Source organism: Mycobacterium sp. 236(2023) (assembly GCF_029623955.1).
Lineage (GTDB): Bacteria > Actinomycetota > Actinomycetes > Mycobacteriales > Mycobacteriaceae > Mycobacterium.
On record NZ_JARSBP010000001.1, the window covers coordinates 238,034 to 253,603 of the forward strand.

Consider the following 15,570-nt stretch of genomic DNA (forward strand, 5'->3'; position numbering starts at 1 on the left):
GCTAACGCGGGGGTGTTCGCCAGGCCCGCTCCCGGAGCAGTCGCAACCCGTTGAGCCCCACCAGGATGGTCGAACCCTCGTGCCCCGCGACGCCGAGCGGGAGCGGCAGGTGGCCGACGAGATCCCACGTGACGAGCACGACGATGAATGTTGCGGCGATGACGAGATTGGCGACGACCACCCGGCGGGCGCGCCGGGCGAGCGCGACGACGGCGGGCAACGCAGCCAGGTCGTCCCGGGTGATGACCGCGTCCGCCGTGTCGAGCGCCAGGTCGGCGCCGGTACGGCCCATGGCGACCGAGACGTGCGCGGCTGCCATCGCGGGGGCGTCGTTGACGCCGTCGCCGACGAACATCACCCGGGCGCCGTCGGCCTCCAGAGCCCGCACCGCGGCGACCTTGTCCTCGGGGAGCAGGCCGGCGCGGACGTCACCGATCTGCAACTCGCGGGCGAGCTGCTCCGCCGCCCGCGGGTTGTCCCCGGTGAGCAGCACGGGGGCGGCTCCGGTGAGATCGGTCAGGCCCGCGACCGCGTGCGCCACCCCGGTCCGGGGGCGGTCCGTCAGACCCAGCATGCCGACCGTCTGCCCGTTGACCCGAACGACGACGGCGGTGCCGCCACGACGCTCGATCGCGACGACGCCGTCGCGGTCGTCGTGCCGGTCGAGCAGCGCGGGGCTGCCGATGTCGATGCGATCGCCGCCGACGTGAGCGGTGACGCCCAGTCCCGGGGTCGACGAGAAACCGGTGACGGCGGGCATTGTCACCCCGCGGTCGCGGGCGGCCGCCACGATCGCGCGGGCCAGCGGATGTTCGGACGGACTCTCCGCGGCGGCGGCCATCGACAGCAGCGTCGCCTCGGATCCGCCCGACATGGGCCGGATTTCGGTGACGCGGGGCGCCCCTTCGGTCAGCGTGCCCGTTTTGTCGATCGCGACCCGGCTTGCGGTGGAGAGCTTTTCGAGGACGACTGCAGATTTGACCAGTACGCCGTGGCGGCCGGCGTTGGCGATGGCGGCCAGCAGCGGCGGCATCGTCGACAGCACCAGCGCACACGGCGACGCCACGATCATGAACGTCATCGCCCGCAGCAGCGACGACTGCAGGGTCTCCCCGAGGAGTAGCGGCACGACGAACAGTGCGACGGTGGCGATGACCATGCCCACCGAGTACCGCTGCTCGACCTTCTCGATGAACAGGTGGGTCTGAGCCTTGCTGGCACCGGCTTCGGTGACCATCGCCGAGATCCGGGCGATGACGGTGTCCGCCGCAGGGCTGGTCACCTGAATACGAAGGGTGCCCGTGCCATTGACGGTTCCTGCGAACACCTCGTCCCCGACGCTCTTGGCGGCGGGCAGCGGCTCGCCGGTGATGGACGCCTGATCCACGTCGCTCGCCCCGTCGACGACGATGCCGTCGCCGCCGATCCGCTCACCGGGCCGGATCACGAGCACGTCGCCGACGTCGAGGGAGGCGCTGTCGACAACCTCCTCGGCGCCGGCTGCCGTCAGCCGCGTGGCGGTGGGCGGTGCCAGGTCGAACAGCCCGCGCACGGAGTCCTCGGTGCGCTTGGTTGCAACAGCCTCCAGAGCCCCCGACGTGGCGAAGATGACGATGAGCAGTGCGCCGTCGAAGATTTGACCGATTGCGGCGGCCCCGATGGCCGCGGCCACCATCAGCAGGTCGACGTCGAGAGTTCTGTGGCGTAGCGCCTGCAGCCCGGAGAGTCCGGGCTCCCATCCACCGCTGACGTAGCAGGCCAGGTAGAGCGTCCAGAACAGCCAGTGGGGGAGCCCGGCAAGTTGCGCGGCCCCGCCGAGCGCGAAGAAGACAAGTGCGCCCAGCGCCCACTGGACTTCGCGCAGCGACCACGCACTCGTCCTGGCAGGAGTGGGCGTGGACGCTGGCGGCGACGGATGGACGGTCGGCGCGTGGGCGGAGCACGTCATGCCGCCACCTTATCTGCTTGATCGCGCATATTCGCAAGTGCATGCTCAGCTACACACCTGACCAGCAAAGTCGGGCGTATGCTGACCGCGTGCACGAGTCCATCCCCGGCTTCGCGATGCCCAACGAGGAACAGGTGAGCCGAGCCGCCGAGGCGTTCCGGATGCTCAGCGACCCGACGCGGATCAAAGTGCTGTGGGCGCTGTTGCAGGGCGAGACGTCGGTCGCGTGCCTGGCCGAACTCGCCGAGGTGGCCCCGGCAGTCGTGAGCCAGCATCTGGCGAAGCTGCGCCTCGCCGGGCTGGTGAAGGGCCGCCGCGAAGGCACCTTCGTCTACTACTCGGCCGCCGACGACGACGTGCTCCGCATCCTCAGCCAGGCCCTGTTCGGCACCGCCGACACTCCCAACGAGGCTGCCAAGGCGCGGTGACACACTGGCGTCATGTGGAATCCGGACGTCTACCTCACCTACGCAGACCACCGCGGCCGGCCCTACTACGACCTGCTGTCGCGAGTCGGCGCCCGTGAGCCACGGCGCATCGTCGACCTCGGCTGCGGTCCCGGCAACCTCACCGCGACACTGAACGTCCGCTGGCCCGGTGCCGTGATCGAGGCGTGGGACTCGTCGTCGGAGATGGTGGCGGCCGCTCAGGAGCGTGGATTGGATGCGCGGGTGGGTGATGTCAGGGACTGGACCCCCGCACCCCACACTGACGTGCTGGTGAGCAACGCGACGTTGCACTGGGTGCCCGAGCATGCCGAGCTGTTGGTCCGCTGGGTGGATCAGCTCGCCGCCGGGTCGTGGATCGCCTTTCAGGTTCCTGGCAACTTCGACGCTCCGTCGCACCAGGCCGTGCGCGACCTGGTGCTGAGTCCGAAATGGTCAGAACTGTTGCGCGACTACCCTTTTGAGAAGGCCGAGGTGACGCGTCCCGCGGTCGGTTACGCCGAGCTCATGACCGACGCGGGGTGCACCGTGGACGCGTGGGAGACCACCTATGTGCACGAGCTCACCGGTGTCAACCCGGTGCTGGAATGGATCCACGGCACGGCGCTGCGGCCGGTGCGGGCAGGCCTGTCCGAAGCGCAGTGGGACGAGTTCAAAGCTGAGCTGATCCCCGTGCTCGACGCGGCCTACCCCGTGCGTGCCGACGGCATCACGTTCTTCCCGTTCCGCCGGATCTTCGTGGTGGCACAGGTGAAGTGAGGGCTACCGCCGGTCGTTGAGCAGGTCGAGAACCTGTTTGACGAGTTGGTCGATGTCGGCGCCGGTGGTGTCGAGGATCAGATCGGGATTCTCCGGCGGCTCGTACGGTGCGTCCACTCCCGTCAGGCCCTTGAGCTCCCCGGCCCGCGCGCGGGCGTACAGACCTTTGGGGTCCCGTTTCTCGCACTCCTCCACCGATGTCGCGATGTAGACCTCGATGAACGGTAGCTTCGCGGCGTCGTTGAGCGCGCGGGCAATCTCCCGATCGGACTTCAGCGGCGACACCAGCGAGGCCAGCGCGACTACCCCGGCGTCGGCGAACAACCGCGTGAGATGCCCGACCCTGCGGATGTTCTCGGCACGGTCACCCGCCGAGAAACCCAGATCATCGGACAAGCCATGGCGGATGTTGTCGCCGTCGATGAGGTAGGCGACCTGGCCGGAGTCGACCAGCGCCCGTTCGACAGCTACGGCGACGGTCGACTTGCCCGACGCCGGAAGTCCCGTGAACCAGATCGTCGCGCCGCGCTGTCCTGTGGCTGCCCTCCGGTAGTCGCGCTCCAGAGATGAAGGGTGCCAGCGGATGTCGTTGCGGGTCTGCTCGCCCGCCTTCACCTCGCGCGGTTCGATGATGGTGCCCGCGCCGACGGTGTCGTTCGACGATTCGTCGATGAGGATGAACGCACCGCTGTCGCGGTTCTCGGAATACGGATCAGCGACGACGATCGAGCTGGTGCGCAGCGTGACGGCACCGATGTCGTTGAGCACCAACTCGACCGGGTTCTCGAGTTCCTCAAGCGTCTCGGGGTCCAGTCGGGAATGCAACGCCTGCACGGTCGCGCGCATCGTGCGGGTGCCCTGCTTGAGGGCGAGCCGATCACCGGCGCGCAGCGGGGTGTCGCGGAACCAGCACACCGTCGCGTCCAGCTCACGGGCCAGGACCGGCAGCACCGCATCCTCGGAATCGCTGACGAGAACATCGCCGCGACCGACGTCGATGTCGTCGGCGAGCTCGATCGAAACTGACAGCGGCGCAACCGCTGTGGTTCGGTCGTCGTCGAGGGTGTCGACGGCGGTGACCGTAGACCGGGTACCGGCGGGCAGGCTGACCACCCCGTCCCCGACACTGAGCGTGCCGCCGGCAAGGCGGCCCGTGTAGCGGCGGCGCTGCTGCGGGCTGGGCCGGGACACCCATTGCACCGGCAACCGCAACTTGCGTGATTCCGCCTGCGGCGCGGACAGTTCCACCGCTTCGAGGTACTCCAGCAGCGTCGGGCCGTCGTACCACGGGGTGTTGTCCGAGCGGTGCACGACGTTGTCGCCGAGCTTGGCGGCCACCGGGATGACGGAGATGTCGGCGTCGCCGAGCCGGGCCGCAACCTGCCGCAGCTCCGTCTCCACTTCACCGAACCGGCCCTGATCGAAGTCCACCAGGTCGATCTTGTTGACCGCGGCGACAAAGTGCTTGATACCCAACAACTTCGCGATGCGGGCATGACGGTTGGTCTGACGCAGCACACCCGCCCTGGCGTCGACCAGCAGCACCGCGACGTGGGCATTGGAGGCGCCGGTGAACATGTTGCGGGTGTAGCGCTCATGGCCTGGCGTGTCGGTCAGGATGTAGCTGCGGGTGTCTGTGGAGAAGAACCGGTACGCGACGTCGATCGTGATGCCCTGCTCCCGCTCGGCACGCAACCCGTCGGACAGCGCGGCGAGATCGGCGACGCCCTCCTCGTCGGTCACCGCTTGGAGGTGATCCAGCGGCAGGCTGTCGGTGTCGTGTAGCAGCCGGCCGATCAGCGTGCTCTTGCCGTCGTCGACGGACCCCGCCGTGGTGATCCGCAGCAGCTGCCTCGTTGCGCTCATCAGAGTCCTCGCTTCTTCGCGCAAGCGCTCATCAGAAATACCCCTCGCGCTTCCGGTCCTCCATCGCCGCCGTCGACGTCCGATCGTCGGCGCGGGTCTCACCCCGTTCGGAGACCGTCGCCGCCGAGATCTCGCCGATCACCCCGTCGATCGTCGTCGCCTGTGAGCGCACCGCACCGGTGATCGTCAGATCGCCGACGGTCCGGTAGCGCACCCATTCGACGGCTGAGGTCTCCCCGTCGCCGGGCTGGGCGTACTCGGACACGGCGAGCAGGATGCCGTCCCGTTCGAAAACCTCACGCTCGTGGGCGAAATAGATCGACGGGAGCTCAAGATTCTCCAGCGCGATGTAGCGCCAGATGTCGAGCTCGGTCCAGTTGCTCAGCGGGAAGACGCGAACCTGCTCGCCCTTGCGGATCCGCCCGTTGTACAGCGACCACGGTTCCGGTCGTTGCGCCCGAGGATCCCACTGGCCGAACTCGTCGCGGAAACTGAGGATGCGTTCCTTGGCGCGCGCCCGTTCCTCATCGCGGCGCGCACCACCGAATGCGGCGTCGAAGCGGCCCGCCTCGAGCGCGTCGAGCAGGGTCCTTGTCTGTTGCCGGTTGCGCGAGGCCCCCGGTCCCGGATCGGGGACCCGCCCCTGGTCGATGGTTTCCTGGACCGACGCGACGATCAGCTTGTGGCCCTCCCACGTGACGCGACGGTCGCGGAATGCGATGACCTCGTCGAAATTGTGGCCGGTGTCGACATGCATCACGGGAAACGGCAGCGGAAGAGGACGAAAAGCCTTCTCCGCCAGCCGAAGCAGCACGATCGAATCCTTGCCCGCCGAGAACAGCAACACCGGGCGCTCGAGTTCGGCGACCACCTCGCGGATGATGTGGACCGCTTCGGCTTCGAGCAACCTGAGCTCGTCGACGTGCAGGGTGTCGTATGTGCCCGAAACGCTGGTCATGTGGGCAACCCCTCCTTCAGCGCATCGGCGCGGTAGCGGTCCACCCAATCGTCGGAGCGTTGGTCGGCCTGGCGTTCCAGCACCGGTGCCGGTGCCAACCGCGGATCCAAACCGAGTTCCTCGAGGACAGAGCCGACGACCTGGGTCAGGTTCCGCCACAGCACCGGGTACGGGACCTCCATCGGCGTGACGTTCTCCTCGACGAACCACGCGCGCCAGCCCTCTTCCTGCGCGCGCAACATCCTGACGACGTGGGCGATGGCGCCCGCGTGATACTCGGCTCGTGCATCCCGGACCGGGTCGGGGCGTCCCCGCCAGACCCGGGTCTGCACTGCCCGCCAGAAGGAAACAGCCTGCGAGACAACATCTGGGCGGTACACATGGATCAGGACGGGATCGCTGCCGATGACGTCCCGGATCGCCGACAGCAGGCCGGTGCCGGAACGGTCCGGCAGCCCTTCGGCCCGCTGCAGCAGCAGGGGCGTCTGATTCCACATGAGCTTTCCGCCCCAGACCCCGTTCGGGGTACTTCCGACCGTGCGGATGTAGTCGCGCCAGATCTCCGGCGGTGCCAGATCCGGCTTGCCCTCGTCGAGCGGATCGAGCAACCGCAGAATCGACTCGTCCTCGACACCTGCGAACCACTGCCGGGGCTGGGGCGACTGACTCGTGGTGGGCAGATACTGGAAGAACTCGCCGGGCTCACCGGCAACACCTGTGGCTCTCAGCGATTCGACCAGCAGGGTGCTGCCGCTGCGCTGAGAGGCGAGCACCAGATAGGCAGTCGGGCTGGACATGCGCGAGAGCTTAACCCCAATAATTCGGGGTGGCAGCACCGGGTTTTTCGCTCACGGTGAGCGAAATTATTGCCTTCGGCCCTGGTCGTCGGCGATCCCGCGATCGGCCGCTTTGGCTGCGCGACTTGGCAACTCGAGGCCGAGCACGCGCCGGTAGGTCTCGGTGTAGCGCTCGGCAATCCGGGTGCCCGCGAATTCGGACGGGATCACGTCATTGGTCTTCTGCCGCCACTCGTTGAGTAGCAGGGCGAGATCCCTACCGATCGCCTCGTGCTTGTCCGTGGCATCCTCGGTGAGCAGGTTGTGCGACTCGGTGGGATCGGTTGTCAGATCGTAGAGTTCACGTTGCGGCCGCGGATCCTGGGACAGCGGTTCGACCACGCGGCCCGGTGCGCTGTCGGCGATGTCCCACGGCAGGTCCAACAGTGGGCGGGCCGCGTAGTTCTCGATGTAGCTGTGATTCTTGGTCCGGATCGCACGGATCGGGTCGAAGGAGTCGTGATAGGTCTTCATCGTGTAGACCTCACCGCGCACCGGTTCGGTCGCCGGCGACGTCAATGACGTTGCGTGCGAGAGGCCTTCGACATCCAGGGGGATGTCGACCCCCAGAAGCTCCAGCAGGGTTGGGACGAGATCGACGCCGCTGAACAGTTCTTCGTACACCTTGGGCTCAGCACGATGACCGCGCGGTGGGCGCACGATCAGCGCGATACCTGTGCCCGCGTCGTACAGCGTCGATTTGGCGCGGGGCAGCGCCGGGCCGTGGTCGGTGACGAACACGACCCATGTGCTCTCGTCGAGGCCCGTCTGCTCCAGTGTGTCGAGCAGTTGCCCGACGGCGGCGTCGGCGACGGTGATCGACCCGTAGAAATCGGCGAGGTCCTGACGGACGTCGCCGGTGTCGGGCAGGTAGTCGGGCAGTGTCACGTCATCGGCGTCGGCGGGCTGGTACCGGTCGTGCGGGTAGGGCCGGTGCGTCTCGAAGAATCCGGCGGTGAGGAAGAACGGTTTCTCCGGAGGGCCGGCTAGCCAGGCGGTGGCCTGCTCGACGACATATTCGCAGTACGAGTTGGATACGTCGAATTCGTCGAAGCCCAGCTTCGCCGGATAGCTCGTTTCGTGTTGCATTCCGAAAAGCGCTGTGTACCAGCCACTTTCCGACAGAATCTGAGGAAGGGTGCGGACGCCGGCGCGATACTCCCAGCCATGGTGCGCGAGACCGACCAGCCCGTTGCTCTGCGGGTAGCGGCCCGTGAACAGCGATCCGCGCGACGGTGAGCACAGCGGTGCGGTGGCGTGCGCGGCGGTGAACAGGATTCCCTCCGCGGCGAGCCGGTCCATGCGCGGGCTCGCGACGTCGGCGTGGCCGTAGGCACCGAGGTAGCGGCCGAGGTCGTGCCAGTGCACGAGTAGGACGTTGTCTCGGGCAGGTGTGGTCACTGCTGTCCTTTCTGTGTCTCGTTCACCGAAATTGCATTCCCGCAGGTATCCACTCGCACATCTTCTGCCGGAATGCAGTTTCGACGGGCTGTGCTACGGGTGATACGGCACGCCGACGGCGCGGAACACGAACTCCGGCGGTACGTCGAAGGCCAGTGAGGTGCGGGGCAGCCGCGCCAGCACGTCCTGGGGAATGTGCTCCTTGTAATGCAGGGAAAGCTCGCCGGAGCAGCGGGCGTCGACGGCGGCCACGTCGACGTCGAGGATCAGTCCGGTCGCCGACAGCTCGGCCTTCACCGCGCCGCCCTGCGGGGTGTCCCATCGCAGGTCGATGGTGCGCCCGGCGAGCTTGGGCACCGATGACAGCGTGCCCAGCACCCGCTCGTTGGTGATGACCAGCGAGCCGACGTAACTCGCGATGCTGCCCCCCGACCGCAGGCCGGGCACGGCACCGCGGAACCGCCGCGTCACCGCGACGTATTCGGAGAGGAAGAGCACGCCCTCGGCTTCGACCTCAGCGCGCAACGCGCTGGGCAGCTTGCCGATTCGGAACAGCTTCCGAAGAAAAACGGCCATGGTCGAACGTTAGCTCAGCCGCGCGGCACCCCGAGGATTCGGTAGACGAACATGGGCGGAATATCGAACGCAATCGCCCGCGCCGGCAGCCGCATCAGCTCGTCGGCAGTCAGCTGCGTCTTGAACGTCAGCGACAGCGTCCCGGAGAACTGCGGGTCGACCGTCGACAGGTCCGCGATGTCGAGGACGAGGCCCTCCTCGGACAGGGTGCCTTTCACGACGCCCGTCTGGGGCGCGGTCCAGAGGTGATCTGCTGCGCGCCCCGACTTTCCCGGTAGCGCACTGACCGTCGCGAGCACCCGCTGGTTCGTCAGCACCAGCGCGCCGCCGTACCCGCGGACGAGGCCCACCGACCTGCGGCCGGGGATCTCGCCGGTGAACCGCGCCCACACCCCGATGCAATCGGTCAGGTGGATGACTCCCTCGGCTTCGGCTTGGGTGCGCATGTCTGCCGGAAGTTTGCCAATTCGGAATAGCTTCTTGATGAAACCAGCCATGTCCGCAGCATAGTCGCGGCCGTAATATTTGCTCGACGAATCGTGGTCCAGACTGGTTCCGTGACGGTGCACAAAGGCTGGTTGGCCGGCAGCGCGGTGATCGCCGTGGGTGTCTACGTATTGCTGTGGGTCGGCTACCGGCAGGACTGGCCGTGGATCGCGCAGATGGATTCCGCCGCTCTGGAACCCGCCCACGCCTTCGGCGTGACACACCCCGGCTGGGTGACGGGATGGGACGTCTTCTGCACGGTGCTGGGCCCCGGGGCGTTTCGCCTTGCCGTGCTCGTGATCGTCATCGTCGCGTTTGCGCGCCGTCGCGTCCGTCTCGCGATGTTCCTCGTGATCAGCGTCGAGCTCAGCGGCCTTGTCACCGAGACGGCGAAGCACTTCGCCGACCGGCCGCGCCCGGACACCGCCCTGGTTTCGGCGTGGGGGACGTCGTTCCCGTCGGGTCACGCTCTCGGGGTCATGGTCGCGGTCGCGGCGCTGCTCGCCGTCGCCCGCCCGCGTCCCGCCTGGGCTGTCGTTCTCGGTGCCGCAGTGGTCGTCACGATCGGCGTCGGACGGGTAGTGCTCAACGTGCACCACCCGTCGGATGTGCTCGCCGGGTGGGCGCTGGGCTACGCCTATTTCGTGGTCTGCCTGCTCCTGTTGCCGCCGCGGGTGCCCGTTACACCGACGGACGAAAAACCGGCAGCGCTCGATATCGCACGCTGAAGCTGGCCTCGTCGAGCTCGGTGCCGACCTCGCCGTCGAGGGCGAGCACGGTCGGGCCGTCGGGGGACCGGAAGGCGAACTCCGGCACCCGCAGCTCGTGGTAGAGCGGGCTGCGCGTCAGCCTCCCGAACGCCACCGCGGTGACGATGCGCAGCGTGCTGAAGCGTTTCCCGGTTTCCAGGATTCGGACGTCGAGCAACCCGTCGTCCATCCGCGTTCGGCGGGACGGCGCGAAACCCGTCGGCAGGTAGGTGGAGTTGCCGAGAAAGAACAGCGACGTCTGCAGTGACCTGTTGTCGTACTCGATGCGGACCGGGGTGTCGCGGCGCAGCGTGTGGAACATCGCGTAGACGCCCGCCAGCGGCTTGCCGATCTTGTGCTCAAGTTTTTCCCGGGTCTGCACGAACGTCGGGTAGGCACCGATGCTGGCGGTGTTGATGACCATCTGCTTCTCGTTGAGGCACACCATGTCGACGCAGGACACGTCGCCGCGCTGGATCGCCGCGACGGTCCTGGCGGTGGTGTCGCAGCCGATGTCCTTGGCGAAATGGTTGAACGTGCCGGCCGGGAACACCGCCAGCGGAACGCCCACCTCGATGGCTACGGCCGCCGCGGCCGCGACGGTGCCGTCACCTCCGCCGACTCCCAGCACCTCGGCGCGCTGCGCCGCCGACTTCAGCACCTCCACGACGTCGTCGTCCCCGTCGAGTTCGACGATCTCGGCCTGCGGCAGCGCTTCCCGGACCTCGTCGAGCACCCGGGCCCCGGTGCCGCTGCCCGATGCGGGGTTGATGACGACCGTGACGCCGCGCCCGTCGGGCCGCTCGGGGGTATCCACCCGCAGCGGTTGTCCGGCGCTGGGCAGGCGGGTGTCGACGATCGGCGGCACGATTCTCGCGCCGAGCACTGCGAGGCCCGCGCCGATTCCGAAGCCGGCGAGTACGTCGCCGGGGTAGTGGGCACCGGTCGCGACCCGCGACATGCCGACGAGGCCGGCGAGCAGGGCGAGCCCGAGGCCGACAGGCGGGTTCTCCAGCCCGACGCCGACGGCGAACGCGGCCGCGCTGGCCGAGTGCCCCGACGGGAGGGAGTTCGATGTCGGGTGGCGGCGGGTCTGGCGTGCAAGCGGAACGAAGGCCCAGTTCGGGCGCTCGCGTTTCCAGATCCGTTTGGCCACCTGGTTGGTGAGAAGGCTCGTCACTCCGAGGGTGACCACACCGCGGGCGGCGCCGCGCTTCACCGACGGGTTCCCGAACGCGGTCAGCCCGGCGGCGATCGCGAACCACAGCTTCGAGTGGTCGGCGGCCTTCGTCAGCCGCGGCATCACGACGTCGATCAGCGGGCTCGGCGATTCCGCGACGGCCTCGAAAACCTCGCGGTCCAGCGTGCCCAGCCCCTCACCGATCTGGCGAATTCCGCGGCCACGACGCTTGAAGGGCACAAGGTTCATGCCGCCCAACGTATCCGGTGGCCCTTGACAAGAAACTTTGTCAAGGGCCACGATCGCTTACATGCTGGATGTGGAGGTCATTGACGACCCCGCCGCGGCGGTCAGCGTTCTCGATCCCATCCGCGGCAGGCTGCTGGCCGAACTGACCGAACCTGCGTCGGCGGCGACCCTTGCGGCGCGCGTCGGCATTTCGCGGCAGAAGGTGAACTACCACCTGCGGGCGCTGGAGCAGTACCACCTCGTGGCTGTGGCCGGAGAGCGGCGGTGGGGCGGTCTCACCGAACGCATGCTCGTCGCGACGGCGTCATCCTACGTCGTATCACCCGGTGCGCTGGGACCCGTCGCCGCCGATCCCGAGCGCACCGGCGACACGATGTCGGCCAGCTATCTGATCGCGGTGGCGGCCCGAGCGGTCCATGAGGTCGGCGAGATGTGGCGGGCTGCCCGCGACAAACAGAAACGGCTCGCGACGCTGACCATCGACACTGCGGTGACGTTTCGGTCGGCCGCCGACCGCTCCGCGTTCACCGATGACCTGGCCGCCGCCGTCACCGCGCTCGTGGCCCGCTACCACGACGCATCCGATCCCGGCGGCAGAACCCACCGCGTGGTGCTCGCCGCTTACCCGATGCCGAAGTGAGGAGGCCATCGCGACCGGCCCGGGGATGAGCGCCTGGTTCACCCCGACCACCGTCGACGAAAGTATCAGCGGCGCAATCGAATTCAACTTCGGTGACGGGTCTGTCGGCTCAGCGGTGATCACCGAGTGGGAACGTCGGCGCGTTCGCGGTGACGACGTACCCCGGTGACATGGTGGCGTCGTGCACCGAATCCACCAGACCGCCGGTTTCCGTGACGTCATCTTTCGGCTCGACGCGCCCAGTCCCGGGTGATGGTCAGCCTGTATCTGTACGGCGACGCGGCGGCCGACACCGCCGCGGCAGAAGCGCCGAAATGGAAGACCTGGATGGCACAGTTGGTACATGCCGACAGCGCCGCGACCTGACCGTCACCGGAAACTGCTGCGCCTGGCCGTCCTGGTCGCGGCTGTGCTGATCGGGTTCGCCACGGCACCCCAGGCTGCGGCCTTCTCGCCGTGGTTCGCGAACTCGGTCGGGCCGGCCACCCAGGTGCTTGCCGTCACGGGCACCGGCGGGTCCGACGCAAAGCTCGACGTATGGCAGCGCACCGCCGCGGGCTGGCAGCCCGTCACCGATGGTGTCGGAATCCCGGCCAAGATCGGCGAGAAAGGCATGTCTCCCAACCACTTCGACGGCTCCATGATGACGCCGAAGGGGATCTACAGCCTCGACTTCGCGTTCGGGACCCAACCCGACCCGGGCAGCGGCCTGAAGTACGTCCAGGTCGGATCCGACCACTGGTGGGACGGTGACATGAAAAGCCCGACCTACAACACCATGCAGGTGTGCGACGAGGCGAACTGCCCCTTCAACACGTCTCTGAGTGCGGGCACCGAGAACCTCGACATCCCGCAGTACGCGCACGCTGTCGTCATGGGTGTCAACAAGGAACGCATCCCGGGCAAGGGCGGGGCGTTCTTCGTGCACAGCACCGACGGCGGGGCCACCGCCGGGTGCGTGGCGATCGACGACGCCAAACTCGTGACGATCATGCGCTGGCTGCGGCCCGGCGCGGTGATCGCCATCACCGAATAGTCACGTCGGACGACGATCAAGCGGCGACGGAGGAGCCGCGTTGAGGAGTTCGACAGATGTCAGATGTTGAGGGCGCGCCCGGGCTTGACCTTGAACTCCAGCGCGTCCAGCTTCATCGAGGCGTCGTAGGTGCGGTCGTAGCCGGTCTCGCTGATCTTCCAGCCGTCCGGGGTCTTTCGGTAGCGGTCGTGGTAGAAGCCCGCGCCGATCAGCATGAAGTTGAAGTCGGGGGCGATGACCCGGTCCTGCAGATACCAGGTGGCGGTGGCCTCGTCGCCGTCGACGGTGATCTCGGGGTGGTTGACGCGGTGCTCGGTGAGGACTTCGGGACCCAGCGAGTTGCGCATGAACCCGACGAGGTCGTCGCGGTTGGTGAAGTGGTGTTCTTCGCCGATCGACTCGCCGTAGCGGCCGACGACGTCTTCGGTGAGAGTGTCGGCGAACTCGTCCCAGTGCTTGGTGTCCAAGGCACGGAGATAGCGATACTTGACCTGCTTGATGTCGTCGATGTCACTCATGGCCGCCATTGCAGCACACCCAGGAGTGTCAGGTGCACGAGACCATGCAACCCGTCTAAGGTGTCCTGAATCATGAGCGATGCGTTGGGGTTGTCTGTCGGGACCACCCACCTCGCCGCGGCCACAGTCGGCAACCAACCGGTGATCCGCCGCTCGGTGCTGACGATGTACGAGCACGGCGCCCCCGAAGTCGGCGACGCAGGCGGCCGCCCGGACGGGGTCGTGCTGTCCGACTTCGTCGAGCGTGTCGGCGACCCGGTTCCGCTGGTGGCTTCCGACGGCGAAACCTATCCGGCCGAACAGCTCGTCGTCGAGGCGCTGGAATCGATGGCGGCCCTTGCATCCCAACGCGGCGTCGCCGACGTGGCGATCGCCGTTCCGTCCTACTGGAACGCCGAGACGACGGCAGCGCTGGCGGACACCTTGTCCGCGAGCGCAGTGCTGTCCCCGGGCGGAGCGGGCCCCCGTCTCGTCCCGGATGCCCAGGCCGCGCTGATCGCGCTCAACGCCAATCCGGGCCTGGACCGTCGCGGTGTGGCCGTGCTGCTCGACTTCGGGGGCGGCGGCACCACCATCACCGCCGTCGACGCCGGGTCGGCGTTCACCGTCATCGGTGGCACCGAGAGGTTCGCCGAATTCGCCGGTGACCAGATCGACCAGGCGCTTCTCGGGCATGTGCTCGCCGGTGTCGGCGGCGACGTCGACCCCGGGCAGACCGCCGCGGTCGGATCGCTGGCCCGGCTGCGTGACGAGTGCCGCGCGGCCAAGGAACGGCTGTCCTCGGAGACCGCCACCGACCTGACGGCCGAGCTGCCCGGCGTCCGCAATGACATCCGGGTCACCCGAGCCGAATTGGAAGAGCTGATCGCGCGGCCGCTCGACGGCGTCTTCACGGCTCTCGAAAACCTGTTGGCGCGCAACAGCATCGGCTGGAACAGCGTGTCCTCGGTGGCGGTCGTCGGCGGTGGAGCCTCGATACCTCTGATCACCCAACAGGTTTCGCAGCGCCTGCGTGTTCCGGTGGTGACGACACCGCAGCCGGCGCTTGACGCAGCGGTCGGCGCCGCGCTGTTCGCCGCGTACGGCCGAAGCGCCGACACCGCGACGTTGGCGGCCACCGCCATGGCGCCGGTCGTGGCACCGCCGCCGCCGGAGAGTTCCGACAGCACGTACGCGCTGGCTTGGTCCCAGGACGATTCGCCGACCGATGACGTCGTTCCCTACACCGGCGGCGAGATCCCGCAGGAGCGACCGAACCCCTACGCGCTCCCGGAGTCCTACGCGGCGACGGAAGCGATCTCGCGAGACGACACAGACTCCAAGCCCCGGATCCCGCTGACGCTGACAGGCATCGTCGCGGCCGTCGCGCTGCTCGCCGTCGGTGGCGCCGCGATCGCGCTGACCAGTGTCGAGTCATCCGACCGCGAACAACCGACTCCGGGCAACGCACCGCTGAGCAGTGCGCTGGTCCCGACCAGCGCGCCACCGCCGGCAGAGACGGTCACGGTCTCCCAAGAGCCGCAGCAGCCCCCGCCGCCTCCAACCACCGAGGCCCCGCCGCCGGTCGTGACCACGGCGCCGACGGCTGCCCCGACGACGACCACGACGACGTCGCCGACCACCACGACGACGACAACCACGACGACGACCACCACGACAACGACAACCACGACGACAACGACGCCGACGACCACGACGACGACCACCACCGTGCCGACCACGACGCCGCCGACGACCACCGCACCGCCGACGACGACCGAGGAGCCGGTGACCACGACAGCGCCCGCGACCACGACGACGTATCTGACCGTGCCTTTCGTCCCGGTACCGATCCCGATCCTGGTACCCGGCGGACCCTGACCCTCTGCGCGTAATTAACCCAGTTGTCATTCCCCGGGCAAGAAATAGGGTTTTCCCCGATT

The 15,570-nt window shown here is 67.9% G+C and carries 16 protein-coding genes; 7 read left to right on the forward strand and 9 right to left on the reverse strand.

Translation table 11 applies throughout. The features are described 5' to 3' along the window. Position 1: 1 nt before the first annotated feature. The gene (locus tag P9A17_RS01125) at positions 2 to 1,948 is read right to left on the reverse strand and encodes a heavy metal translocating P-type ATPase (RefSeq protein WP_278036752.1); all 1,947 of its coding nucleotides are present in this window, start codon (positions 1,946 to 1,948) and stop codon (positions 2 to 4) included. A gap of 89 nt (positions 1,949 to 2,037) precedes the next feature. Here P9A17_RS01125 and P9A17_RS01130 point away from each other — a divergent pair, with 89 nt between their 5' ends. Then, the gene (locus P9A17_RS01130; protein ID WP_278036753.1) at positions 2,038 to 2,376 is read left to right on the forward strand and encodes a metalloregulator ArsR/SmtB family transcription factor; all 339 of its coding nucleotides are present in this window, start codon (positions 2,038 to 2,040) and stop codon (positions 2,374 to 2,376) included. 12 nt (positions 2,377 to 2,388) lie between these two features. Then, positions 2,389 to 3,153 carry a trans-aconitate 2-methyltransferase gene (locus tag P9A17_RS01135; protein ID WP_278036754.1) on the forward strand — a complete coding sequence of 255 codons (765 nt, stop codon included), beginning with the start codon at positions 2,389 to 2,391 and terminating at the stop codon, positions 3,151 to 3,153. Between the two features lie 3 nt (positions 3,154 to 3,156). Here P9A17_RS01135 and cysC read toward each other — a convergent pair whose 3' ends face one another. From cysC to P9A17_RS01165, 6 genes are all read right to left on the reverse strand, one after another. Next, the gene (gene cysC, locus P9A17_RS01140; RefSeq protein WP_278036755.1) at positions 3,157 to 5,019 is read right to left on the reverse strand and encodes an adenylyl-sulfate kinase; all 1,863 of its coding nucleotides are present in this window, start codon (positions 5,017 to 5,019) and stop codon (positions 3,157 to 3,159) included. Positions 5,020 to 5,050: 31 nt separating this feature from the next. Beyond that, positions 5,051 to 5,977, reverse strand: coding sequence for a sulfate adenylyltransferase subunit CysD (cysD, locus tag P9A17_RS01145; RefSeq protein WP_278036756.1), 927 nt, complete (start codon positions 5,975 to 5,977; stop codon positions 5,051 to 5,053). Beyond that, positions 5,974 to 6,774, reverse strand: coding sequence for a Stf0 family sulfotransferase (locus P9A17_RS01150; protein ID WP_278036757.1), 801 nt, complete (start codon positions 6,772 to 6,774; stop codon positions 5,974 to 5,976). The genes cysD and P9A17_RS01150 overlap by 4 nt, the downstream gene beginning before the upstream one ends. A 66-nt stretch (positions 6,775 to 6,840) precedes the next feature. Next, the gene (locus tag P9A17_RS01155) at positions 6,841 to 8,214 is read right to left on the reverse strand and encodes a sulfatase (RefSeq protein WP_278036758.1); all 1,374 of its coding nucleotides are present in this window, start codon (positions 8,212 to 8,214) and stop codon (positions 6,841 to 6,843) included. A gap of 93 nt (positions 8,215 to 8,307) precedes the next feature. Beyond that, the gene (locus P9A17_RS01160; protein WP_278036759.1) at positions 8,308 to 8,790 is read right to left on the reverse strand and encodes a hypothetical protein; all 483 of its coding nucleotides are present in this window, start codon (positions 8,788 to 8,790) and stop codon (positions 8,308 to 8,310) included. A 14-nt stretch (positions 8,791 to 8,804) separates the two neighbouring features. Next, positions 8,805 to 9,287 (reverse strand): hypothetical protein, encoded by a 483-nt coding sequence (locus tag P9A17_RS01165; RefSeq protein ID WP_278036760.1) that lies wholly within the window; start codon positions 9,285 to 9,287, stop codon positions 8,805 to 8,807. A 60-nt stretch (positions 9,288 to 9,347) separates the two neighbouring features. Here P9A17_RS01165 and P9A17_RS01170 point away from each other — a divergent pair, with 60 nt between their 5' ends. Next, positions 9,348 to 10,004 carry a phosphatase PAP2 family protein gene (locus P9A17_RS01170; RefSeq protein ID WP_278036761.1) on the forward strand — a complete coding sequence of 219 codons (657 nt, stop codon included), beginning with the start codon at positions 9,348 to 9,350 and terminating at the stop codon, positions 10,002 to 10,004. Here the strand turns inward: P9A17_RS01170 and P9A17_RS01175 are convergent. Then, a complete protein-coding gene (locus P9A17_RS01175; RefSeq protein WP_278036762.1) occupies positions 9,958 to 11,454 on the reverse strand; it encodes a bifunctional phosphatase PAP2/diacylglycerol kinase family protein in 1,497 nt (498 codons plus the stop codon). The genes P9A17_RS01170 and P9A17_RS01175 overlap by 47 nt on opposite strands. A gap of 61 nt (positions 11,455 to 11,515) precedes the next feature. On the opposite strand from P9A17_RS01175, the gene P9A17_RS01180 reads away from it, so the two are divergent. The 3 genes from P9A17_RS01180 (at position 11,516) to P9A17_RS01190 (ending at position 13,130) form a co-directional block, all read left to right on the forward strand. Then, on the forward strand, positions 11,516 to 12,094 hold the full coding sequence (locus P9A17_RS01180) for a helix-turn-helix domain-containing protein (protein WP_278036763.1): 579 nt from the start codon (positions 11,516 to 11,518) through the stop codon (positions 12,092 to 12,094). 25 nt (positions 12,095 to 12,119) lie between these two features. Continuing rightward, a complete protein-coding gene (locus tag P9A17_RS01185; RefSeq protein WP_278036764.1) occupies positions 12,120 to 12,263 on the forward strand; it encodes a hypothetical protein in 144 nt (47 codons plus the stop codon). Between the two features lie 174 nt (positions 12,264 to 12,437). After that, complete coding sequence (locus P9A17_RS01190) at positions 12,438 to 13,130, forward strand: L,D-transpeptidase family protein (protein ID WP_278036765.1); 693 nt, start codon at positions 12,438 to 12,440, stop codon at positions 13,128 to 13,130. 59 nt (positions 13,131 to 13,189) lie between these two features. Here P9A17_RS01190 and P9A17_RS01195 read toward each other — a convergent pair whose 3' ends face one another. Beyond that, the gene (locus P9A17_RS01195) at positions 13,190 to 13,648 is read right to left on the reverse strand and encodes a nuclear transport factor 2 family protein (protein WP_278036766.1); all 459 of its coding nucleotides are present in this window, start codon (positions 13,646 to 13,648) and stop codon (positions 13,190 to 13,192) included. Positions 13,649 to 13,720: 72 nt separating this feature from the next. Between P9A17_RS01195 and P9A17_RS01200 the strand changes: the two genes are divergently transcribed. Further along, positions 13,721 to 15,508, forward strand: a complete 1,788-nt coding sequence (locus P9A17_RS01200) for an Hsp70 family protein (RefSeq protein WP_278036767.1) — start codon at positions 13,721 to 13,723, stop codon at positions 15,506 to 15,508. Positions 15,509 to 15,570: the final 62 nt, after the last annotated feature.